The sequence below is a fragment of the Citrobacter sp. 506 genome (genome assembly GCF_050434985.1).
GTDB classification, from domain to species: Bacteria; Pseudomonadota; Gammaproteobacteria; order Enterobacterales; family Enterobacteriaceae; genus Citrobacter; species Citrobacter braakii.
Genome location: NZ_JBNDJN010000005.1, coordinates 150,656 through 173,609, shown reverse-complemented (window position 1 = coordinate 173,609; position 22,954 = coordinate 150,656). Strand labels below are relative to the sequence as shown.

21 protein-coding genes are annotated in these 22,954 nt (G+C 50.5%); 7 read left to right on the top strand and 14 right to left on the bottom strand.

All coding sequences use genetic code 11. The features are described 5' to 3' along the window. Window positions 1–47: 47 nt before the first annotated feature. From ABIE10_RS18545 to ABIE10_RS18535, 3 genes are all read right to left on the bottom strand, one after another. Window positions 48–1,370 carry an MFS transporter gene (locus ABIE10_RS18545; protein WP_003023312.1) on the bottom strand — a complete coding sequence of 441 codons (1,323 nt, stop codon included), beginning with the start codon at window positions 1,368–1,370 and terminating at the stop codon, window positions 48–50. Between the two features lie 294 nt (window positions 1,371–1,664). Continuing rightward, window positions 1,665–2,693, bottom strand: coding sequence for an inner membrane protein YhjD (yhjD, locus tag ABIE10_RS18540; protein WP_204566500.1), 1,029 nt, complete (start codon window positions 2,691–2,693; stop codon window positions 1,665–1,667). Between the two features lie 47 nt (window positions 2,694–2,740). Beyond that, a complete protein-coding gene (locus ABIE10_RS18535; protein ID WP_247799344.1) occupies window positions 2,741–3,640 on the bottom strand; it encodes a LysR family transcriptional regulator in 900 nt (299 codons plus the stop codon). A 119-nt stretch (window positions 3,641–3,759) separates the two neighbouring features. Here ABIE10_RS18535 and ABIE10_RS18530 point away from each other — a divergent pair, with 119 nt between their 5' ends. Continuing rightward, the gene (locus ABIE10_RS18530; RefSeq protein WP_181629638.1) at window positions 3,760–4,518 is read left to right on the top strand and encodes an SDR family NAD(P)-dependent oxidoreductase; all 759 of its coding nucleotides are present in this window, start codon (window positions 3,760–3,762) and stop codon (window positions 4,516–4,518) included. Window positions 4,519–5,065: 547 nt separating this feature from the next. Beyond that, window positions 5,066–5,668 carry a helix-turn-helix transcriptional regulator gene (locus ABIE10_RS18525; protein ID WP_047501367.1) on the top strand — a complete coding sequence of 201 codons (603 nt, stop codon included), beginning with the start codon at window positions 5,066–5,068 and terminating at the stop codon, window positions 5,666–5,668. Between the two features lie 18 nt (window positions 5,669–5,686). Here ABIE10_RS18525 and ABIE10_RS18520 read toward each other — a convergent pair whose 3' ends face one another. Both ABIE10_RS18520 and ABIE10_RS18515 read right to left on the bottom strand, forming a co-directional pair. Beyond that, complete coding sequence (locus ABIE10_RS18520; protein WP_103766978.1) at window positions 5,687–6,037, bottom strand: glycoside hydrolase family protein; 351 nt, start codon at window positions 6,035–6,037, stop codon at window positions 5,687–5,689. Window positions 6,038–6,108: 71 nt separating this feature from the next. Then, the gene (locus ABIE10_RS18515) at window positions 6,109–6,663 is read right to left on the bottom strand and encodes a GNAT family N-acetyltransferase (RefSeq protein ID WP_103766977.1); all 555 of its coding nucleotides are present in this window, start codon (window positions 6,661–6,663) and stop codon (window positions 6,109–6,111) included. A 167-nt stretch (window positions 6,664–6,830) separates the two neighbouring features. Here ABIE10_RS18515 and ABIE10_RS18510 point away from each other — a divergent pair, with 167 nt between their 5' ends. Continuing rightward, window positions 6,831–8,420 (top strand): STY4199 family HEPN domain-containing protein, encoded by a 1,590-nt coding sequence (locus ABIE10_RS18510; RefSeq protein WP_429156562.1) that lies wholly within the window; start codon window positions 6,831–6,833, stop codon window positions 8,418–8,420. Between the two features lie 27 nt (window positions 8,421–8,447). Here the strand turns inward: ABIE10_RS18510 and ABIE10_RS18505 are convergent, their stop codons facing one another. Beyond that, complete coding sequence (locus ABIE10_RS18505) at window positions 8,448–10,097, bottom strand: alpha,alpha-trehalase (protein WP_016154885.1); 1,650 nt, start codon at window positions 10,095–10,097, stop codon at window positions 8,448–8,450. A 425-nt stretch (window positions 10,098–10,522) separates the two neighbouring features. Here ABIE10_RS18505 and ABIE10_RS18500 point away from each other — a divergent pair, with 425 nt between their 5' ends. Then, window positions 10,523–11,917, top strand: coding sequence for a cytochrome-c peroxidase (locus ABIE10_RS18500; protein ID WP_016157700.1), 1,395 nt, complete (start codon window positions 10,523–10,525; stop codon window positions 11,915–11,917). Window positions 11,918–12,100: 183 nt separating this feature from the next. Next, the gene (dinQ, locus tag ABIE10_RS18495; protein WP_003837776.1) at window positions 12,101–12,184 is read left to right on the top strand and encodes a damage-inducible type I toxin DinQ; all 84 of its coding nucleotides are present in this window, start codon (window positions 12,101–12,103) and stop codon (window positions 12,182–12,184) included. A 66-nt stretch (window positions 12,185–12,250) separates the two neighbouring features. Here the strand turns inward: dinQ and gorA are convergent, their stop codons facing one another. Together gorA and ABIE10_RS18485 are read right to left on the bottom strand one after the other, a co-directional pair. After that, the gene (gene gorA / locus ABIE10_RS18490) at window positions 12,251–13,603 is read right to left on the bottom strand and encodes a glutathione-disulfide reductase (protein ID WP_016154882.1); all 1,353 of its coding nucleotides are present in this window, start codon (window positions 13,601–13,603) and stop codon (window positions 12,251–12,253) included. Window positions 13,604–13,707: 104 nt separating this feature from the next. Continuing rightward, window positions 13,708–14,550 (bottom strand): 23S rRNA (adenine(2030)-N(6))-methyltransferase RlmJ, encoded by an 843-nt coding sequence (locus ABIE10_RS18485; protein ID WP_016154881.1) that lies wholly within the window; start codon window positions 14,548–14,550, stop codon window positions 13,708–13,710. Between the two features lie 214 nt (window positions 14,551–14,764). Here ABIE10_RS18485 and prlC point away from each other — a divergent pair, with 214 nt between their 5' ends. Continuing rightward, window positions 14,765–16,807 (top strand): oligopeptidase A, encoded by a 2,043-nt coding sequence (prlC, locus tag ABIE10_RS18480; protein WP_429156557.1) that lies wholly within the window; start codon window positions 14,765–14,767, stop codon window positions 16,805–16,807. 8 nt (window positions 16,808–16,815) lie between these two features. Continuing rightward, entirely contained in the window at window positions 16,816–17,568 is a 753-nt protein-coding gene (gene rsmJ / locus ABIE10_RS18475; RefSeq protein WP_101700420.1) for a 16S rRNA (guanine(1516)-N(2))-methyltransferase RsmJ, read from the top strand. A 98-nt stretch (window positions 17,569–17,666) separates the two neighbouring features. Here rsmJ and ABIE10_RS18470 read toward each other — a convergent pair whose 3' ends face one another. Genes ABIE10_RS18470 through ABIE10_RS18445 form a run of 6 tightly spaced genes read right to left on the bottom strand, consistent with a single transcriptional unit; the run spans window position 17,667 to window position 22,598 of the window. Then, the gene (locus ABIE10_RS18470; RefSeq protein WP_029139725.1) at window positions 17,667–17,954 is read right to left on the bottom strand and encodes an HPr family phosphocarrier protein; all 288 of its coding nucleotides are present in this window, start codon (window positions 17,952–17,954) and stop codon (window positions 17,667–17,669) included. 2 nt (window positions 17,955–17,956) lie between these two features. Continuing rightward, window positions 17,957–19,129 (bottom strand): mannitol dehydrogenase, encoded by a 1,173-nt coding sequence (locus tag ABIE10_RS18465; protein WP_019078100.1) that lies wholly within the window; start codon window positions 19,127–19,129, stop codon window positions 17,957–17,959. 17 nt (window positions 19,130–19,146) lie between these two features. Beyond that, the gene (locus ABIE10_RS18460; protein WP_049283126.1) at window positions 19,147–19,845 is read right to left on the bottom strand and encodes a DeoR/GlpR family DNA-binding transcription regulator; all 699 of its coding nucleotides are present in this window, start codon (window positions 19,843–19,845) and stop codon (window positions 19,147–19,149) included. 39 nt (window positions 19,846–19,884) lie between these two features. Beyond that, complete coding sequence (locus ABIE10_RS18455) at window positions 19,885–20,313, bottom strand: PTS sugar transporter subunit IIA (protein WP_047501384.1); 429 nt, start codon at window positions 20,311–20,313, stop codon at window positions 19,885–19,887. Continuing rightward, complete coding sequence (locus tag ABIE10_RS18450) at window positions 20,310–21,758, bottom strand: PTS mannitol transporter subunit IICB (RefSeq protein WP_016157692.1); 1,449 nt, start codon at window positions 21,756–21,758, stop codon at window positions 20,310–20,312. The genes ABIE10_RS18455 and ABIE10_RS18450 overlap by 4 nt, the downstream gene beginning before the upstream one ends. A gap of 30 nt (window positions 21,759–21,788) precedes the next feature. Further along, the gene (locus ABIE10_RS18445) at window positions 21,789–22,598 is read right to left on the bottom strand and encodes a sorbitol-6-phosphate dehydrogenase subunit (protein WP_429156552.1); all 810 of its coding nucleotides are present in this window, start codon (window positions 22,596–22,598) and stop codon (window positions 21,789–21,791) included. Window positions 22,599–22,954 lie beyond the last annotated feature (356 nt).

Below are 22,954 nucleotides of genomic sequence, written 5' to 3'. Positions count from 1 at the left end.
CATTTCATGCTCAACGTAGGCCGCAGACGGTGGTTACAGCCAAAAAATCACAATGACTGATGGCGGGTTTCGTGGGTTAACAGCAGCGCAATCAGCGTTAACGCCGCCATTGATGCCAGATACGTACCGACCGCCGCCAGGCCGTAATTCGCCTGCAGCCATGCGGCAATGTAAGGGGCAACGGAAGCACCAAGAATCGACGAAACGTTGTACGAGAACGACGCCCCCGTGTAGCGCACTTCGGTCGGGAACAGCTCCGGCAGTAGCGCGCCCATCGGACCAAATGTCAAACCCATCAGGCTCAAACCAAGCAACAGGAAGGCGAACACCAGCACCGGATTGCCAGAGCCGAGCAGCGGTTTAAAGGCAAACAGCGCAAACAGAATAATAAGCGTGGTGATGATGAGCATGCTCTTGCGACGACCAAACGCATCGGCCAGCAGGCCCGCCACCGGCACCATGACGCCAAAGCCAATAACCGCCATCATCAGCATCCACAACACTTCATTACGCGGCAGGCCAAGCCCTACAGGCGCCGCGGCGGTGCTGAACGTCATGGAATAGACGGTCATGATATAGAACAGCGTATAGGTCGCCAGCATGATGAACGTGCCGAGGATCGTCACGCGGACATGTTTTGTCAGCAGGGTACCCAGCGGGATTTTCACCTGTTTTTTCGCCGCAGCCACTTTGGCAAAGACCGGGGATTCATGCAGCGAAACGCGAACGTACAGACCGATAATCACCAGCACCGCAGAGAAGATGAACGGTACGCGCCAGCCCCAGCTCATAAACTGCTCATCAGTCAGCAGCCAGGAGAGCAGCAGGAAAGTGCCGTTGGCGAAGAAGAAGCCGATAGGTGCGCCCAACTGCGGGAATGATCCGTACAGCGCGCGTTTACGCGGCGGTGCGTTTTCCGTCGCCAGTAACGCCGCGCCGCCCCATTCACCGCCCAGTCCTAAACCCTGACCAAAACGCGCCAGCGCCAGCAGCAGCGGGGCGAAAATACCGATAGTTTCATAGCCCGGCAGCAGGCCAATGACAACCGTCGAGATCCCCATAGTGAGCAGTGAGGCAACCAGCGTGACTTTACGCCCTACGCGATCGCCAAAATGCCCGAACACAGCAGAACCGATAGGTCGTGCCACAAAGGCGATAGCAAAGGTGGCAAGGGACTGCAGCGTTGCCGCGGTCGGATCCCCCTGCGGGAAGAAGATATGGGGGAACACGATCACCGCGGCGGTGGCGTAGATATAGAAGTCGAAGAACTCAATGGCAGTGCCAATGAGTGAGGCGACGACGACTTTATTGCGCGAGTTGACCGGGGTGTGTTCCTGTTCGTTGTCGAGCGTTGTGGCTGTTGCTTGCATAATATTTTCTTATTTTGGGTCGAACGAAAGGTCATATTACGCACAGCAAAAGAGACATTTCAATCTGTAACAAACCTTGCTATCGGTCAAAAATAGAGCAAAAAGGGGATAATTTTTAGGCTGGAGATTTCACTTCCATGAAATGCTTCACATAATTTAAAACTTGGATGATAAAACTGGTTTTTGGTTAAACAAAAGTTACGGGCTGGATTTTAATTCTGATAATGCGCAGGATTTCGACGTAAGCATTGGGTTGGCCGGATAAGCGCAGCGTTATCCGGCAGTTAACAAAGATTAGCGGTGGGTTTTCCCCGGCATACGCGGGTCGTCTTTGTACTCCGCTGTGGCAATCCAGGCAGCGCAAAACAGAGTCAGACGGGCGAAGAAGTAGAAGAACGCCATCAGTCCAAGTACGGAACCAAACGCCGCGCCTGACGGCGATTGCACCAGTGATGGCAGCGTGTACGTCATGATCATTTTGATGACTTCAAACCCCAGTGCCGCGATAAACGTGCCGCGAATGAGCGCTTTTTTGCGCGGTCGGTGACGCGGTAGCCGCCAGAAAATCCAGAAGAACAGCAAGTAGTTGGCGAAAATAGAGATGGTCAGGCCGATCAGTCGCCAGGCGGGCTTCAGCCATTCGATGCCGTCGAGATACAGCGCAGAGATAATCATCTGCTGGGCCGAACCGGCGATGGAGGTAATGGACAGCGTAACAATCAGCGCAATCAGTAAGCCAATCAATGAGACAAAATCACGCAGATATTTGACCCAAATTTTTTCCTGATCCTGTGGGGTCCGCTCCCAGACATCCCGCGACTGGGCACGAATAGCTTCGCGCAGGTTTCCCATCCAGTTAATTCCGGAATAGAGCGCGATGGCAAGACCCACCAGACCGACGGTGGTGCGTTGCTGAACGGCGGTATTGATGGTGTTTTTCAGCGTGGAGGCGAGCGTCGGATCGCTGACGTTGAGCAGGATTTTGCTGAAGATATCCTGCAACAGCGTAGGGTGCGAAGCGAGAATAAAACCCGCGGCGGCAAACGACACCATCAGGATAGGGATCATCGACAGAAACGAGAAGTAGGTAATGGCGGCGCCAAACTGATTTCCCATACGATCGTTAAATCTCTCCGCGGCGCGAATCAGATGGGCAATCATGGGCTGGCGTTGAATTTTATCGGCGAAGGTCAGGGCGGTTTTCAGCGCCTGGTTGGTCTTACCGTTGGTTTCTGTCTTTTTACGCTCCAGGGTCTCAATTTTTGGGATTGGTGCGTGCTCAAGTTCCTGAATGGGGCGTTTAATCTCTTTTTCCTGCGTCATCAGGGCAGTAATCCTTGTTCTGTTCATTCTCAGGACAGTATAGCTTGTCAGTCCACATAGTCTTTCATCACGCCGGTCAGCCATTCCATAAACAGATGTACGCGGCGGGAGAGGTTACGGCGATGCGGATAGAGCAATGAAACCGGTAATGGTTCGGCGCGATATTGCGGCAATACTTCAATCAGCGTACCGGCGCGCAGGGCATCACGCACGCCCACGCGCGGTACCTGAATAATGCCCAGACCGGCAAGACATGCCGCATGATACGTTTCGGTACTGTTCACCGTCAGCATGCCGCCGGTTTTAACCCATTTAGAACCGTTGTCTGTCGCCACTTCAAAGCCTTGCGCACGCGTTCCCAAATTGACTGAGTAGTGCACCACCGCATGCGAGGCTAAATCCTCCAGGCTTTCCGGATAACCAAAGCGGGCGAGGTATTGCGGGCTGGCGCAGTTAATCTGCGTGAGTTTCCCCAGCGGGCGCGCAATCAGCCCTGAATCTTTCAGCGTTCCCACGCGTACCACACAGTCGAAGCCTTCGCGGATCAAGTCCACCAGGCGGTCGCTGCTGCTAAGTTCGAGCTCAAGCCCCGGATACTGATGCAAGAAGGCCGGTAAACGGGGCATCACCAGATTTCTCGCCACGCCAACCGGCATATCGACGCGCAGCTTGCCGCTGATGCTGGCCGGGTCGTGATGGAATAGCCCATCCAGTTCATCGAGATTGCTCAACAAATCTTTCGCTCGTTCGTAATAGATCATGCCGTCTTGCGTGAGCTGAACGCGGCGGGTTGTGCGGTGCAACAACTGTGTGCCCAGGTGATTTTCCAGGGCCTGGATTTGACGCGATACGCTACCTTTAGGAAGTCCGAGGGTGTCTGCCGCGCGCGAAAAGCTCTCCAGTTCTGCGACGCGGATGAACAACTGCATTGCGTGAATTTTATCCATTCTCATGCCCTATTGTTGTTCTAAATGAAACAGTAATGCGCAGTAAGCGGTATTTATTGTTTTTCTACCACCTAATAAGCTTTGTCTCAATCTTCACAACACCTGAAATGAGGTTTCTTATGACGCAACGTATCGCATTGGTGACCGGCGGCGGCCGTGGACTCGGTAAAAACGCGGCGCTAAAGCTGGCGAGTAAAGGCATTGGTGTCATCCTGACGTGGAACAGCAATGAAAAAGAAGCGCAGCAGGTTGTGGATGAAATTCGCCAATCTGGCGGTAAAGCTGCAGCATTACCGTTGAACGTCGGAAATATTTCCACTTTCCCTCAGTTTGTCCAACAGGTGCAGGAAACCCTACAAACGCACTGGCAAAGCGACACCTTTGATTATTTATTGAACAATGCCGGAGTTGGCATTAACGCACCGTATCCGGCGTTCACTGAGGCGCAATTTGACCAGCTTTTGGACATCCATTTTAAAGGACCTTTTTTCCTGACACAGAACCTGCTGGCGCTGATCAACAACGGCGGACGCATTCTTAATGTCTCGACCGGATTGTCGCGCTTTGCGCTACCGGGTTACAGCGCTTACGCTGCCATGAAAGGGGCGATGGAGGTGTTAACCCGTTACCAGGCGAAAGAGCTGGGAGAGCGCGGCATTACGGCGAATATTATTGCGCCAGGGGCAATCGAGACGGATTTTAGCGGCGGAAACGTGCGGGATAATGCGCAATTGAATGCCTACATTGCATCGCAGACGGCGCTGGGGCGTGTTGGGTTACCGGACGATATTGGCGACGCCATTGCTGCGTTGCTCAGCGATGAGCTGGCCTGGATGACGGCACAGCGTATCGAAGTCTCTGGCGGGATGTTCCTGTAATCGACCGCCTCTTACTTAGCCTTTTGAGCAATAGAAAACTGGCGCGCTATCAGAGGTCAAAATATAGCTGATGGCGTTTGCCGGTATTATTTGGAATCTGATACCGCAATCGCGGTGCTGAAAGAGATCGGGGATAAACGTTCTGAAGAGTTCATTCTTCTTCGGGAGTGGATTTGTTGCATCAGAAACCATGATCACCTCCCCATTCTCATGCCCGAATGATCATTTAATGCGATATTTTGTTTTGTAACATATTTGTCTGTTATCTTGAGTTCCTTATTTTTAGCTAAGAATATAAACTCCGGATTATTAATATTAGTAATCCAGGTTTGAACATCAAATATTGAGGATTTTCTGAATATTTGACCCCGATTTTGATCCTTTGTGTGATTCTTTGGTTTCAGCTGTAACTATTTATAACGTCTGCTTCTTTCTTCTCCGTCTATCGGTAAAATAGCCTCCGCCAAATGGTGACTTCATATTTTGCCCCTCGGATAATACCCTTCCGCGTGTTAAGGCTAATATCTTATTCAGACGGAGATAAATAATGCAGTTAATAATGTTTGACAGGCAGTCAATATTTATTCATGGAATGAATGTAATTTTGCAAGAGCGTATTCCAGGAGTGAATGTTCAGGGTGTCAGTCAGGCAGATGATCTTTGGCGGACGCTGGAAGACAATCCTGATGCACTGGTAATGCTGGATGGAGATTTTGACGCTGAGTTCTGCCGTAGCTTGCTGCAACAGATAGCAGCGCGCTTTGCGAAGGTAAAAGTGCTGGTAACCGCAACGGACTGCCGTAAAAAATGGCTACAGGAAGTCACGCAATTAAACGTGCTGGCCATTGTTCCGCGCGATTCTGATGCGGAAACCTTCACGCTGGCACTCAATAGCGTCGCGATAGGTATGATGTTTATCCCCAGAGATTGCATCACAGCGACCGAATGTGGCGGGCAAAATATCAGATTGCTCAGCGCGCGTCAGCGGGAGATTCTGACGATGCTGGCCGCCGGAGAATCTAATAAACAAATTGGTCGATTATTAAATATCAGCACTGGAACGGTAAAAGCCCATCTTGAATCGCTGTATCAGCGCCTGGAGGTAAAAAACCGTACGCAGGCGGCAATGATGCTAAACGACACCCTATAATGGGAAAATATTTCACAGTCAGACTGTTTCTGGCTGTGAAATAGCCCACGGCCAGAATTCAGCAGTGCAAAACCGGCTAATCCCCACGCTGAGCATCCATGCAATTAACGCTTCCTGTTGAAACCGATCTTGTATTTGCGGCATTTCCTTATGGATGAATGCCTCGCAGATATTTATATCCGCGAGCAGCAATGTTTCGGCTTGCATCAGCATAATTGGGGCATCAAAGGATTCATCTGCGGTGATTTCGTGCCCGTAGCCAATGACCCAGATCCCCTTTTTGTCCTGATACTTTTCCAGCGACAGGCCCTGCCATTGCTTAATAAATGCGATACAGGCGGGCGTGAAATGCGTCGAATGCAGCGGCATAATAATCTCTGTACAAAGAGACCTATTTTAAGAAACACACCCCGTTACGCCAGCCGCCATCCAGCCATTTTTTACAGCAAAACGCCTGATGGCGCGGGTGGCTGATATTCCTGTTTTAACAGGCCGAAAATCCAGTCATCATGCCAGGTTTGATGTAGCCAGTAGCTTTCTCGCAGCGTGCCTTCGAGAATGAACCCGACCTTTTCCAGTAGACGCCGTGAGGCATCGTTTCCTGCGGTGACGCAGGCCGTCAGTCGGCGTAGTCCTCCGGCGGTAAACGCATACTCGCAAACGGCATGCAGGGATTCAGCGCCATAACCTTTTCCCTGCGCCTCGGGAGTAAGCAGAAAGCCGACCTCGGCACATTCATTTTTATCCTGAATATATCCGGTTACCCCAAGCGGTACGCCCGATGCCTTATCGCACAGGACCAGGCACAGCCAGTGTGGACTGCCGGGAGACCATTCAGGCAAGCGGGAGTCAAAGACTGTCCGTATCTCCTCTTCGGTACGCGAGTCAGCGACAAAGCGCATCACATCTGCGTTCTGCTGTAACGTTAAGAAAAACGCCCAGTCGTCATGTGTGAGCGGGCGGCAGATCAAACGCGAGGTTTTCAGTACAGGCACAGGCTTATCTCCAGAATAATTTTCAATGATTGTGTGGAAGTCACTGTAAAACATATTTATTTGCTATATGAATGTGTTTTAGTCTGTGGCGGCACAGCGCTGCATTTAAAAAAGATAACTACACACCATTGTGAGGCCGCACTTTTTGGGTCCTTTTAGGGAAGATAATGACCAATAGCGCGTTACAGGCGACATGTACACCCTTCGAACATTGTTTGGGGATAATCCGGCAGGCCTCGGTAGAAATTTTGCTGATGCTTGGCGTGCGCGTCGCAGAGGGTAAAGATCCACGCTGGTTTCTCGAGCAGCTTGACCAGGCGCGATTGAATCTGGGAGGTTGGGGCGTTGTCGCCAGGCGGTTGCAGATGAATGACGCGCAATTGAGTCAGTTCACGTTGCGGCTACGCCATCTTCAGCAGAGCGTGCCGCAATATGAAAATGGCCAGGACGTCAGTGAAAACCAGCTGATTTCTGCGCTGCGCTTTGTCGCTTCTCTGGAACAGTTGCGCCAGCAACAGCCCCTCCTGAAGTATCCAACCGAGATTGAACGTGCAGAGCCGGATGCGCAGATGCGGGCGCAGCGTCAGCTTCGCGCAATAGAATTAACCCTCAAATCCCTGATTGCGCGGGTATGGCCGGATCAACATCCGCTCAACAGCTTCCTGAAACAGCACTTTGGCGGTGAACGTCTGCGTCGCTGGTTAAAGCTGGGCGAAAGTCGGGACGCGCTGGACGGCATGATGTTTAGCGAACTGGCGCTGATGGTTGTCGATAAGAAGTTATTCGTTCGGCATTTTAGCGAGATTTTTAACGATACCTCGGTGCTCATGTCGTTTGTTGAGCCACGTATCACGCTGAGGATGTTCCTGGATGACTGCCGCGTGGCCCGTAACTGCGTTATCGCGCAGCAACCGCTAACCTCAGTACAACTGCTGTTGCTGGATTGCCAGTACCGACAGATTACTCACCCTGTGCAGCGGGCATTTGAAGAACGGCGTACGCGCATTAATCCTGCGTCGTATATGGAGTCCGATGAGGCGACGGTTCGCCAGTTTTGGGAAAACGCAAAGCAAAAAGACGAGCAGGCAGGGGGCGATAAACAGGAAATCGCAGACAGTATCGATCCGCCGGAGAAGCGGGCCAGGCGCACGGCGGAAGAACGTGAACAGCTGATTTCCGGCATGTTGTGGGTAGCGGTCGGCGTGATGGTGCTGGTGATTTCGCTGGGCGCGTTCTGGTTATTCACTTCGCCAGCGCCACAAGCGTCTTCCGGGCTATCCGTTGAAATCGTGCAGGAGGAGCCACGGCGTGATGCCCCTGGTGCGCGGGAGTCGGTGACCCGAATGGGCATCACCTGGGATGCCTTTAACATGCGCGCGGCTATCGAGCGCAACGACACCCGTGTGACGTCACTTTTCCTGCAGGGCGGGATGGACTGGAAGCTGGCGTGGACGGAGCAGGCATTCTCGGCAGGCAATACCGAGGTGTTGAGGCTGCTGCTGCGTTACCCTTCGCAGATGAGTGAGAGTAAGCCATGTCGGCAGTTTATGACCACGGTCAGCCATGCGATGGCGAATGGGGCGTCACTCACATCGCTGCATAAAAGCTATCTGCAAAGTTTTTGTTCGGTGCCGGCGGTTGTCGCGCGTCAGCAGTATGACCTTGAACAGGCCGAGCTACGCGTTCGCGCGCAGCCAAGCCCAGAGAACAAGAAATGGCAGAAAATTCACGCCGAACTGTACGATGCGATTAACTGACGGTCTGATAATTCAGACCGTCAGCTGCTAGGGTTCGCCATACAGACCGATGAGTCGGCGCACCACGCCATTGGTCCAGCCAAAGCCGTCCTGCAACGGATATTCTCCGCCGCCGCCTTCACGCGGCGCGGCGTCGGCGATGTGGTATTTTTCGATAAGCTTGTGGTGTTCCTGATAAAAGAGATTCACCGTTTTCAACCAGTTACGGGCAATTTCATCCCCGAGATGGTCGTCGCCGTAAAGTTTAAAACCCTGGATCGCCATCCACTGCAGCGGCGCCCAGCCGTTGGGTTTATCCCATTGCTCACCCGTTTCATGCTCTGTGGCTAAAATCCCTCCGGGGGTTAGCAGGCGACTGCGGACCGCATTGGCAAGTCGGTCGGCTTGTTCATGCGTTGCCATGCCGACATACAGCGGCACAATACTGGCGGCAGAGAACAGGGCCATTTGTTCGCGCCGCCAGTCGTAATCGCGATAGCAGCCGTTTTCATCGTCCCAGAGATAGCGATTCACCGCATCGCGGCGGTCATTGGCTTTCTGGCGAAACTGCGCTTCAGTTTCTTTGTCGCCTTTCAGTGCGGAAATATTGGCGATAGTGCTTTCCAGCTTGTAGAGGAACGCGTTCAGGTCAATAGGGATGAACTGAGTGGTGCGTATGCTGGCAAGACGGCCTGCATCGCGTAGCCAGCGCGAGGAGTAATCCCAGCCGGAGGCCGCGCCCGCGCGCAAATCCCGATACACTTCATTGGGTGGGCGACCCGAATGCTTGGCGGTCTCGACGTCTTCAAGCCACGACTCATCGCGTGGCGTATCACGATCGTCCCAATAGCGGTTGAGCAGGGAGCCGTCCGACATTCTGATCACGTGACGGTAGGCCTGGTTGAGTACCAGGGAATCTGCGCCATCCATCCAGAACGCGTACTCCATTTTTAGATGATCAAGGTAACGACGTGCGCCGCGTACGCCATCCTCTTCAAACAGTTCGACCATTAGCGCAAAGACCGGCGGCTGCGAGCGACTCAGGTAGTAAGTACGGTTACCGTTCGGGATGTGACCATAGTTTTCAATCATCCAGGCAAAGTTATCCGCCATACATTTCAGCAGATCTTCGCGACCGCTCTCCGCCAGACCCAGCATGGTGAAGTAGGAATCCCAGTAGTAGGTTTCACTAAAACGCCCGCCGGGCACAATATATGACTGCGGTAACGCCAGCAGCGAGGACCAGGGAATGTGATCCTGTGGTTCGCGCGTCAGCACCGGCCACAGTTGATCGATATGCTCTTTCAGCGAATTTGCCGGGTCAGAAACATATTCACTGGAGGGCGTTTCCGGGAGCCAGAAGTGGTTCTCGACGAAGCGTCGCAGATCAAAGTCGCGGTGGCGTTTAACCTTGCGATAGCGGATCAAAATATCCAGCGGATCCATTTTCGGCGCACAGTCGGGGAAGGTTTTGCTATCGGCAAACAGTTTCGACGACTGAACGTGTTCGAACAGCTCGAGGTAACGATCGGCGGGAGTTAACGCATCTGAGGCGGGTAACCCTTCAATCATCTCTGGTTCAGGCTCCGCCTCAATCATTTCATCCAGCTTTAACTCGCACGGATCCATTTCATAAAGCAGATCGATGTCGATCGTCATTTCTTCAGAAGGGGCGTGGGGTAGTTTCTGGTTGAGCATAATGCGAAAGACCTCCGATGGACGTTGAAAGATTAAGGCTATTGCCCGCTCGTCAATTAAGCGTAGACATTCGCTTCGGTATCTGGTGAGTAAAGCGTGCGGTCGATCACATTTTAGTGCTGCGCAATATCCAAAAAGTAAATCTATCCCAATGAAAATAATGCAGAATTCCGAATTCTGCACAACCTGAGGATATTCCATTTTCAGAACATTCGATTGCAACGAGGTGTGAACACAACCTGGTAACGTTTAACTCTATAATAGGCACAGGCTATTCTATCGATAGTTCTCCTCCATGTAATTGCTTGATACTTATCAAAATAGTAATCCCCTCATTTCCTATGATGGTCAGGTCTGACAAAGACTGTCTATTAATTATTCTAATTTTCTGGGTCACAATAACTCACAACGGTGAGGGTAAAATAATGAAAATCATTACCCGTCTTACCGTGATTGCCATAGCTGGCGTCGCGATTTGTTATTTTGGATTATCCGGTTATGTGTGGTATCACGATAATCAACGGAGTAAACAGGCTGATGTTCAGGCCTCTACGCTGGAAGAAAATAATAAAGTACTAGGGTTCTTACGTGAAAAAGGATGCGATTATTGTCACACTCCTTCGGCTGAATTACCTTTCTATTCTTCTTTTCCCGTCGCTAAGCAGTTGATGAATTACGATATTCAACTGGGATACAAATCATTCAATCTGGAGGCCGTTCGTGCGGCGCTGGTCGCGGATAAACCCGTTTCGCAAAGCGATCTGAATAAAATTGAGTGGGTGATGCAGTACGAGACCATGCCGCCGACGCGTTATACCGCACTGCACTGGGCTGGCAAAGTAAGCGATACGGAGCGAGCAGAGATCCTGGGCTGGATTGCGAAACAGCGTGAGCAGTACTACGCCAGTAACGATACTGCCACGCAGCATCGTAATGAACCTGTACAGCCGATACCGGAAAGCATCCCGACCGATGCCCGCAAAGTAGCGCTTGGTTTTACGCTTTACCATGACCCGCGTATTTCCGGCGACAGCACGATTTCTTGTGCGCACTGTCACGCCCTGAATGCGGGCGGCGTGGATGGCCGGAAAACGTCAATCGGTGTAGGCGGCGCGGTTGGCCCTATCAATGCGCCAACGGTATTTAACTCGGTCTTTAACGTTGAGCAATTCTGGGATGGCCGTGCGCCAACACTGCAGGCGCAGGCCGGTGGCCCACCGTTGAACCCTATCGAAATGGCGTCAAAATCCTGGGATGAAATTATCCAGAAACTGGACAAGGATCCGCAACTTAAGCAAGAGTTCATTGCCGTTTATCCGCAGGGATTCAGTGGGGATAATATTACCGATGCGATTGCTGAGTTTGAGAAAACGCTGATTACGCCAAATTCGCCGTTTGATAAATGGCTGCGTGGTGATGAAGCGGCCTTAACCGCTCAGCAAAAACATGGCTATCAGTTGTTTAAAGATAATAAGTGCGCGACCTGTCATGGCGGTATTATTTTAGGCGGACGTTCATTTGAGCCATTGGGTTTGAAAAAGGACTTTAATTTCGGCGAGGTCACTGCTGCAGATATTGGCCGCATGAACGTCACCAATGAATTACGTGACAAGCTGCGTCAGAAAGTCCCTGGATTGCGTAACGTTGCGCTGACTGCGCCTTATTTCCATCGCGGTGATGTGCCTACGCTCGACGGCGCGGTAAAACTGATGCTGCGTTATCAGGTGGGTAAAGAACTGCCGCAGGAAGATATCGACGATATCGTGGCATTCCTCGAAAGCCTTAATGGGGTATATACACCGTATATGCAGGGTAAATAATTTCTCTGTGGTCCAGATTCGGACGTAAAAAAACCGACTTCACGTCGGTTTTTTTACGCTTCAGCCCGAGTTGGTGGTTCTGGCCGAAGTGAGAGTTCCATCATCTAACACTGGGACATGCGCCGTGACAGGCAATGGATGAGTAAGCGGATGCATTCTCACTCCATCTGATGGAGAAAACGGGTGATTGATAAAGCAATCATCGTTCTGGGAGCGTTAATCGCGTTGCTGGAGCTGATCCGCTATCTGCTGCAACTGCTGAACTGATAGCGGAAACGTAACTAAGGGCAAAGAGCTAACCCCTCTTTGCCCTTTAACATTCCTGAAGCGCGATTAACGCATGGTCACGAACTCTTCAGATGCCGTTGGGTGAATGGCAACGGTGTTATCAAAGTCTTTCTTGGTTGCGCCCATTTTCAGAGCGACCGCGAAGCCTTGCAGCATTTCATCCATCCCAAAACCAATGCCATGAATACCGACAATCTTCTCTTCCGGACCGACGCAAACCAGCTTCATGCGGCACGGCTGACGGTGGGTGGTGACAGCGGTATACATCGCGGTAAACGATGATTTATACACTTTCACCTGATCATCGCCGTGCTGTTCGCGAGCCTGCTGCTCGGTCAGGCCCACGGTACCAATAGGCGGATGGCTGAAGACCACGGTCGGGATGTTGCTGTAGTCCAGATGCTCGTCCGGCTTGTTGTTAAACAGACGCTCGGACAGACGGCGGCCCGCGGCAACGGCAACCGGCGTCAGCTCAACGGCCCCGGTGTTATCGCCGACGGCATAAATACCCGGCACGCTGGTGTTCTGGAATTTATCAACGACGATGTAGCCTTTTTCGTTGGTTTTCACGCCAGTAACCGCCAGGTTGAAGTTGTCGGTGGCAGGTTCACGACCGATCGCCCAAATCAGGCAATCTACCGTTTCGCTACGACCATCTTCCAGTTGCAGGGTCAGGCTGCCATCAGCGTTTTTAACGACCGCTTTTGGTATCGCGTGAGTATGCAGAGTCGGGCCTTCGGCGTTCATCACCTCAACCAGCGTGTCGACGATCATTGGGTCGAAGCTGCGCAGCGGCGCGTGTTTACGCACGAACAGATGCGTTTCTGCGCCCAGACCGTTAATTACGCCCGCCAGTTCAACGGCGATGTAGCCTGCGCCAACAACGGCCACGCGTTTTGGCAGCGCGGGCAGCTCAAAGAAACCGTCGGAGTCGATACCGTATTCCACACCCGGAATGCTCGGATGGCTCGGGCGACCACCGGTAGCAATCAAAATATGATCGGCAGTAATGGTTTCACCGTTCACTTCAATGGTTTTGGCATCCACAAAGCGGGCAAAGCCTTTAATCACATCGACATTATTTTTGCCCAGCACGTTGTCGTACGAGGTATGAATGCGATCAATATAAGCGGTGCGCGTGGCGATCAGTTTATCCCAATCGAACTTATTGATGGTGGTGTCGAAACCGTAATCCGGCCCGTACATGTGGATTGCTTCGCGGACCTGTGCGGCATGCCACATCACTTTTTTCGGTACGCAGCCAACGTTAACGCAGGTGCCCCCTAGCTCTTTGGCTTCAATCAGCGCGCATTTCTGGCCGTACATTGCTGCACGGTTAATGGAGGCAATACCGCCGCTGCCGCCGCCAATAGCGATGTAATCATAGTGCTTGGTCATGACCGCTCCTTCATGTTCATTGTAGGGCGGAGAAGCGTTACGCCATCCGCCAAAATATTCGCGATTGTATACCTGAAATTAAAAGGTTCCACCGATGACTGCGATTACTCCGGCACGATCCAGCTTACCGACGTATGACCGGTTCCTGCCGGAACCAGTTTGCTGTGCAACCACGGCAGGACACTGTTCATCTGCTGCTCCAGCTTCCACGGCGGGTTTATTACAATCATGCCGGACGCCGTCATGCCGCGCTGATCGCTGTCCGGACGCACCGCCAGCTCAATCTGCAGAATTTTGCGGATACCGGTGTCTTCCAGGTCGTGGATCATGCGTTTGATTTGCTGGCGCAGAACTACCGGATACCACAGCGCATAGGTGCCGGTTGCGAAACGCTTATAGCCTTCGTTAATACCGGTCACCACCGCCTGGTAGTCGCTTTTGATTTCGTAGGGGGGATCGATAAGGATCAGCCCGCGACGGGAAACCGGCGGTAATTTTGCTTTTAGCTGCTGATAACCATCGGCTTTGGCCACGCGTGCGCGCTCATCTTTCTGGAATTCGCCGCGCAGCAAAGGAAAGTCGCTCGGGTGCAGTTCCGTTAATTGCAGGCTGTCCTGTTCTCGCAGCAGCTGGCGAGCAATTAACGGAGAGCCGGGGTAGTAGCGCAACTGGCCGCTACGGTTGAAGTGCTTCACCACGCCAATGTAGGGTTCCAGTTCGGCAGGCAAATCGTCCTGCTGCCAGATACGGGCGATCCCTTCCAGATATTCACCGGTACGTTCGGCATGCTCACTGCTCAGCTGATAACGGCCTGCGCCAGCATGGGTATCCAGATAGAGAAACGGTTTTTCTTTCTCTTTAAGCGATTCGATGATCAGGCTCTGGACGGTGTGTTTAAGGACGTCGGCGTGGTTGCCAGCGTGATAACTGTGGCGATAACTCAGCATGGGTAAACGTGTTCCAGGTTATAAACGTAGGCCCGAAAACAGCGCAATATCGGGCGAAAATAAAGCGTATCGCCACAGTATACAGAAAAGTCGTCACTGCCGCGAAAGCGCAACGCCTGGCATTGAAATCCTCTACACTTAACCCCATTGTACAAATTAATATGCACAGCGCCGGATACGCGCTTCATTCACTCTTTTCAACAGGACCGCGCTAATGACCAATCCATTGCTGACCCCCTTCGAACTGCCGCCATTTTCTAAAATTCAGCCTGAGCACGTCGTGCCTGCCGTGACTAAGGCGCTGAACGATTGCCGCGAAAACGTTGAGCGAGTGGTTGCGCAGGGCGCGCCGTACACCTGGGAAAATCTTTGCCAGCCGTTGGCGGAAGTTGACGATGTGCTGGGGCGTATTTTCTCTCCGGTTAGCCACCTGAACTCGGTGAAAAACAGCCCGGAATTGCGCGAAGCCTACGAACAAACGCTGCCGCTGCTGTCTGAATACAGCACCTGGGTTGGGCAACATGAAGGTCTGTACAAAGCGTACCGCGACTTGCGTGACGGTGATCATTACGCCACCCTGAACACCGCACAGAAAAAAGCGGTCGATAACGCGCTGCGCGATTTTGAGCTTTCTGGTATTGGTCTGCCGAAGGAAAAACAGCTGCGCTATGGTGAGATTGCCACCCGCCTGTCTGAGCTGGGCAATCTCTACAGCAATAACGTCCTCGATGCCACGATGGGCTGGACTAAGCTGGTGACTGATGAAGCGGAACTCTCCGGCATGCCGGAAAGCGCGCTGGCGGCTGCAAAAGCCCAGGCTGATGCTAAACAGCAGGAAGGCTACCTGTTAACGCTGGATATCCCAAGCTACCTGCCGGTGATGACCTACTGTGATAACCAGGGGCTGCGTGAGGAGATGTATCGCGCTTACTCCACTCGCGCGTCTGACCAGGGGCCAAACGCTGGTAAATGGGACAACAGCCCGATAATGGAAGAGATCCTCGCGCTGCGCCACGAGCTGGCACAGCTGCTGGGCTTTGAAAGCTACGCTTTTAAATCTCTGTCCACCAAAATGGCGGAAAACCCGCAGCAGGTACTCGACTTCCTTACCGACCTGGCGAAACGTGCCCGTCCTCAGGGCGAGAAAGAGCTGGCTCAACTGCGCGCCTTCGCGAAAGCGGAATTTGGTGTCGATGAGCTGCAGCCGTGGGATATCGCTTACTACAGCGAGAAACAAAAACAGCACCTCTATAGCATCAGCGACGAGCAGCTGCGTCCATACTTCCCGGAAAACAAAGCCGTTAACGGCCTGTTTGAAGTGGTTAAACGTATTTACGGCATTACCGCTAAAGAGCGCACTGATGTTGACGTCTGGCACCCGGAAGTACGTTTCTTCGAACTGTATGACGAAAACAACGAACTGCGCGGCAGTTTCTATCTTGACCTGTATGCCCGTGAACATAAACGTGGCGGGGCGTGGATGGACGACTGCGTCGGCCAGATGCGTAAAGCCGACGGTACGCTGCAAAAGCCTGTTGCCTACCTGACCTGTAACTTTAACCGCCCGGTGAACGGCAAACCCGCGCTGTTTACCCACGATGAAGTGATCACCCTGTTCCACGAGTTCGGCCACGGTCTGCACCATATGCTGACCCGTATCGAAACTGCCGGTGTTTCAGGTATCAACGGCGTGCCGTGGGATGCGGTCGAACTGCCGAGCCAGTTTATGGAAAACTGGTGCTGGGAGCCCGAAGCGCTGGCATTTATCTCTGGTCACTTTGAGACCGGTGAGCCGCTGCCCAAGGAGTTGCTGGATAAAATGCTGGCGGCGAAAAATTACCAGGCGGCGCTGTTTATTCTGCGTCAACTGGAGTTTGGCCTGTTTGATTTCCGTCTGCACGCGGAGTTTAACCCACAGCAAGGGGCGAAAATCCTCGAAACGCTGGCGGAAATTAAAAAGCAGGTCGCCGTGGTGCAGGGCCCAACGTGGGGCCGCTTCCCGCATGCCTTCAGCCACATTTTTGCTGGTGGCTATGCGGCGGGTTACTACAGCTACCTGTGGGCCGACGTGCTGGCGGCGGATGCATTCTCTCGCTTTGAAGATGAAGGGATTTTCAACCGTCAAACCGGACAATCGTTCCTCGATAACATTCTCACCCGTGGTGGTTCTGAAGAGCCGATGGAACTGTTCAAGCGCTTCCGTGGCCGTGAGCCGCAACTGGATGCAATGCTGGAGCATTACGGGATTAAAGGCTGATTATTCACGTGAAAATCTGCTTAGTAGATGAAACAGGCGCCGGAGACGGCGCCTTATCTGTTCTTGCCGCCCGCTGGAATCTTACGCACGATGAAGATAACCTGATGGCGCTGGTGATGACACCGGAACATCTGGAACTGCGTAAACGTGATGAGCCCAAACTCGGCGGTATCTTCGTGGATTTCGTTGGCGGTGCGATGGCCCATCGGCGCAAATTTGGCGGTGGTCGCGGCGAAGCGGTGGCGAAGGCGGTTGGCATTAAAGGCGATTACCTGCCGGATGTGGTTGATGCGACTGCAGGGCTGGGGCGCGATGCGTTTGTGCTGGCCTCAGTAGGCTGCCGCGTGCGAATGCTGGAACGTAACCCGGTCGTGGCGGCGCTGTTGGATGATGGCCTGGCGCGAGGGTATGCTGACCCGGAAATCGGTCCGTGGCTGCAGGAACGTTTACAACTGATCCACGCCTCAAGCCTGACGGCGTTAACCGATATCACCCCGCGTCCGCAGGTGGTGTACCTCGACCCGATGTTCCCGCATAAGCAGAAAAGCGCGCTGGTGAAAAAAGAGATGCGGGTGTTTCAGTCGTTGGTGGGGCCGGACCTGGATGCGGATGGGCTGCTGGAGCCTGCGCGTCAGCTAGCCACTAAACGTGTGGTAGTGAAGCGCCCGGATTACGCACCGCCGCTGGCGGATGTCGCCACGCCGAACGCGGTAGTTACGAAAGGGCATCGGTTTGATATTTACGCGGGGACTCCTGAATAGCCTTTCCACTTAACTCAATCGTGGGTGGTGGTCATCATAATGCTCCCAAATCTTCGGATGTTGGCGCTTATTTAAAAATAAGCGCCAATGATATTAGCTTATTCACCTAAACCATTTTCAATTTCGGCGCTAAGTTTTTGTAATGCAATTTGGGCATCTTCACCCAGGAATACGATATTGACTTCATGGCCTTTTTTTATACCCAGGGACATGAGAGCCATTAGACTCTTTGCATTTACGTATTTATCACTTCTTGCAAGATTTGCGATCTTAACTTCACATTTAAAGGGTTTTAATGTCGCAACCAGGTTTGCTCCTGGACGAGCATGTAGACCATGCTCATTTTTTATGATGAAACGAGCATTGCAATTGGCATCAGGCATCATAATTAACACTGTGTCGTTGGAATTAAATTTTCAGCATCCAGCGCTAAATATTGCTGTGCAACATTAAGCGTCACAGGGTGATTTTTAGGTAAGCCAATGATTTCGGCAGCGGTAGTCAGCAATCCCATTCGTTGCATTTTCTGTTGCAGTTTGACAGAGGCTTGATCGTCTTCGGCATAATAAGCAAGGCCGCAAGCGATCGCTTTTGTGAGGGGGGTGTAATCGAGGTCGTGTTTAAGACAAAGTTGCACTACACCCATTAAGCGATCCTGATAAGCCAATTTCCGAATAGGATCATAGGCGACACGATGAATCGAATCCGGGAGTTCGTTTTTAGCTTTAGGTAAGTACTCCAGATCTTTTAATGCTTCACGCGTGATTTGTGGGTATTCGGTCATTACCGCAGTAATTGTGACATCGTGTACCGCATTGGCCAAATCTGAAACCTGAGGATCGGCTGAGGCATCAGGAATGGTTTTGTAACCTTTCAGGTGTCCATACCAGGCGGTAGTAGCGTGAGGGCCATTGATGGTAAATACTTTGATGTCTTTAAGCATTTCCAGATGTTCGCGTGGCTCTAGCCATTCCACACCACTGATGTCGTTATAAAGAGGAGTTTGAATGATCAATGAGGCAACGGCGGTGCTGTCTATCTGGGTTGCGTAGTGCGTTTTGGCATCGGTGGAGCGTCTGACAATTGAGTCGCGGATCGCTACGTGGGTGTCGAACCATTGACGCGCTTCAGCAGATGGGATTGCGTCACGGTACCAGCCTTCAATATCTTTAATAATATGATTTTTATTTGTCAGGCAAATTAATGACATTTTTTTGTTTGGGTCAATATGATATTGATGCTCAAAACATTTGCCAAGATACTGAGCGGATTCTGCAAAATCCTCTGGATAAAGTGGACACATAATGACAGACGACTCAAGAAAGTCATTCATGACAGAATAGTTGTCATCGGTCAAAAAAGCATTAAAGTTGGTGATCTCGTGTAAAATGATGTCATCAGTACGAAAAACCTGAACGGTATATTTGTTTTCACGGTTCAGTTCATCAATAACTCTTTGGTCTTTATCCAGAAATGTTATATCCCAGCCAGCATTGTCAAATGTTTCGCCCACAAAGCCTTTACCAAGGCGGCCAGCGCCTATAATTAATACGCGTTTCATTATAACTCCTCATATTATTAGATATCCTTGCTCGTGAATATATGATTTATATCCTTGAGTGAGGACACCACGAAATTAGATCTGGTCTCAAGTTTTTCTTCGGTTACAAGAATGGCAACTTCATTTGAGACTTCAGCCATTTTTTGTTTGGTATAACACTCATCCAGATCGGGAATAGTTACACCGACTTCACTGTCAACATGCGCAACACCCATAAAGTATATATCCGGGCGAATAGCATTTAATTCACGAATAGTTTCAGCACCAATTAAAACCAAAGAGTTTTTATAAAGCCTGCCCCCTAATCCTATAACCTCTACATTCTTGTAATCACTTAATAAATGCAGAATAGGGATGTTATTAGAAACAACAGTGCATTTTAAATCTTTGGGTATTAGCTTTATGAGTTCGTAGTTAGTTGTTCCTCCGTCAATTAAAATGACGCTATTTTCTTTAATTAAATGTACGGCTTTCTTTGCCAGCTTTACTTTCTCACTGGTGTTCAGATCCTGCCGGATATTAAACTCAGTGATGGCAGGCCCGACGCGTATTGCGCCACTATGAACACGATGAATTACTCCTTGATTCGCAAGCTCATTTAAGTCGCGTCTTATGGTGTCCTCAGAAACCTTAAGACGCTCACTTAATTTACTGACAACAATCTTTTTCTCTTTCTCAAGTATTTGAAGAATAATATCTTGTCTTGCCGCTTTCATCGTAATGACTCATTTTATTCAGAGAATAATGAGTATATCTTAGATGTTTAGCACTTGTAAAATATATTCTATGGAATTAGCGGTTCGTAATGCCTGAACATTCTTTTCTTCAATGCAAATTAAGGCGATTTTATTTAACAAGTCCATATGTTCGCCTTCTTTACCCGCGATACCTATGGTTATATAGGCAGTATTTCCATCACCAAAGTCTATACCGTCAGGAAACTGTACTAAAGAAATGCCTGACTTAATGATTTCGCAATCTGAACCATCGGTACCATGTGGTATTGCTAAACCATTGCCTAAATAAGTTGAAACAATCTCCTCTCTGAGTTTCATTCTCTGAACGTATTTATCTGTCACATAGCCATTCATTCTCAGAATATTTCCAGTAAGTGTTATAGCTTCAAATTTATCGTTGGCATGTGCATTAAGAATAATGTTCTCGGGGATAAAGATGTCACTCATGCTGGCACCTCTTCATGGTTTTCATGATTATGCGATTTTATAAACGCAACTGTTTCGTCATAATCACTCAACTTAATAAAGTTATTAACGGTCATAAACACAGTATCGGTGTTTTCACAGCTTAATTTTGCGCGCTCAAGGAGCCCAGATAAAGTAATTACCATATCGTAGTCTCTACCCACTCGGTTTGCTGAATCGTTAATAACCTTAATATAGCCGAGCCCTTCTTCTTGTAGTCGTTTACGTAGAACAGAAGCGCCCATTGCGCTAGAACCCATCCCGGAATCACATGCGACTAATATACGTTGCACCTTTTTTACGCTGGTATTGGATAAGCCCGGGACAAAATCAGCCACAGATTTAACCTGACGCCCGCCGACAGTCACTGGGCTTTCATCATCATCTTCTGAACCGGGGCTGATTTTAAGTATTAACCAGCCCAGCGCGCATGACACGATAAACCCTGCGCTGATGGACACCAGATTGGCAACGATGGCGCTTTTCGGCGTCATCATGGCGATAGCGATTAAACTGCCTGGAGATGCAACGCCGATCAACCCGCCTTCCATGATGACTTGTAAGAATAAGGAGACGGCAAGTCCTCCCATTGTGGCGAATACCAGTAATGGATTTGCCAGCACAAATGGAAAATAGACTTCACCGATCCCCGCTATACCTGCAATAAACATCGCCATCGGTGCTGTTTTCTTCGCGCGCCCACGTCCAAACAGGGCTATCGCCATTAATGTTCCGAGCAGTGGGCCATTATTGGTATCCACCAGGAACATAATTGATTTACCCAGTTCGGGAACCTGGGCGAAACCAATTGGTGCGAGAATGCCGTGGTTAACCACATTATTCAGGAACAGAACCTGAGCGGGCGCCATAAACACGGACAGTAAAGGGAGTAAATTATTGCTGGTACACCAGTTTACCCCTGACGTGATAATGACAATCAGCAGGCGGATAACCGGCCCAACGGTCATATAGGCGAAAATAGCGCATATCAGGCCAATAATTCCGAGACTGAAATTATTGACGAACATTTCAAATCCCGGCTTAATTTTGTCCTGCACTTTTTGGTCAAATTTCTTCAACAGCCAGGAAGAGAGTGGCCCCATGACCATCGCCCCACTGATCATCGTGATTTCGGACCCGACAATAACGCCCATTGTCGCGAATGCAGCAATGACCCCTCCACGTTGACCGTGGATGTTATATCCTGCGGTATAGCCAATCAGTAATGGAAAAAGGTAATTCAGGATTGGGCCAACCATTTCACCTAATTTTTCATTAGGGAACCAGCCATTAGGGATAAAGATGGCGGCCATTAACCCCCATCCCACAAACGCTCCCAGATTCGGCATAACCATGCCGCTCATAACTCCACCAAACTTTCTAATTTTTGCTAACGCAGGGCTATTGGCAATTCGACTGTTCCCCATGGTCGGCTCCATTCTTATATTGATGAGTGATTAATGATGCGATTTACCGCCGGTAATATTGATTACGGACCCGGTGATATAAGAAGAATGATCGGAAACCAGGAAAGAGATCAGGTCGGCAATCTCTTCAAGTTTCCCCGGACGACCAAGAGGAATAATGCCTTTATAGTCTTTATGAACATGATTTGGATCGGTTCCTCGTGTGTAAGCCAGCGCCCGGAAATTGGCTTCGCTGTTCATTGGCGTTGGTACATTGATGGCTGGCTCAACGCTAACAACGCGCACATTGTGGGGGCCCAACTCTTTCGCCCATGAAAATGTGAAGGCGTTAACGGCGGCTTTCGTTGCGGAATAGCAGCTCTGCCCGCGTGAACCCTGAACACCAGCTTCAGAAGTCATATTGATAATGACGCCTGATTCTTGTTCGACCATCTGGCGCCCAATGGACTGCGATACCAGAAAAACAGCTTTCTGGTTAACATTGACCATAAAGTCGAAATCATCTTCGCTCAGTTCATATTCTGGTTTTTCCTTAAATACATCGACTAACAGGCGTGGACGGCTGACACCAGCATTGTTGACTAAACCGTCTATATGACCAAACCTCTTTACCACTGAGGCCGTGAGCTGCTCAACTTCTGTTTTTTTGGTCACATCGCATTTGATAAAGATGATGTCGTCGAACTGGCTGAAGTTTTTATTGGGTGATAAATCGGCATAAACCACGGTTGCACCGTTGGCGTTGAGATTCTCAACCATTTTTTCACCCAGGCCCATACTGCCACCCGTCACGACCACGACTTTACCGGAAAGATCCAACCACTTTGTTGCTTGATCCATTTACGTTCTCCCACTTTTCACGATTGACTGACAGCAGCTGCCTGGGTATTTGACATTCGATGCCCGCAGCATATTGTTTACATGTTGATGCTGTTTTTTGCGTGTTTATAATCTATGCGCAGAAAAACGCATTGCCTACGAAGATCGTTGATTTTTGCGATACTAATCACAGGATACATTTTAAATTCTTTTAATTCAGTTGGTTGCTTTGATTTCTGGTGTTTTGCGTAAAGGATCGCATTTCTGTCTTGTACGATTGTTAATCGATTCATTAATGCGTTTATTTGCACGTTTGCTTTTTTAATGCGTCTTTATGCGTGATTAAAATTGAGGGGAATAATTGATAAAGAACCATG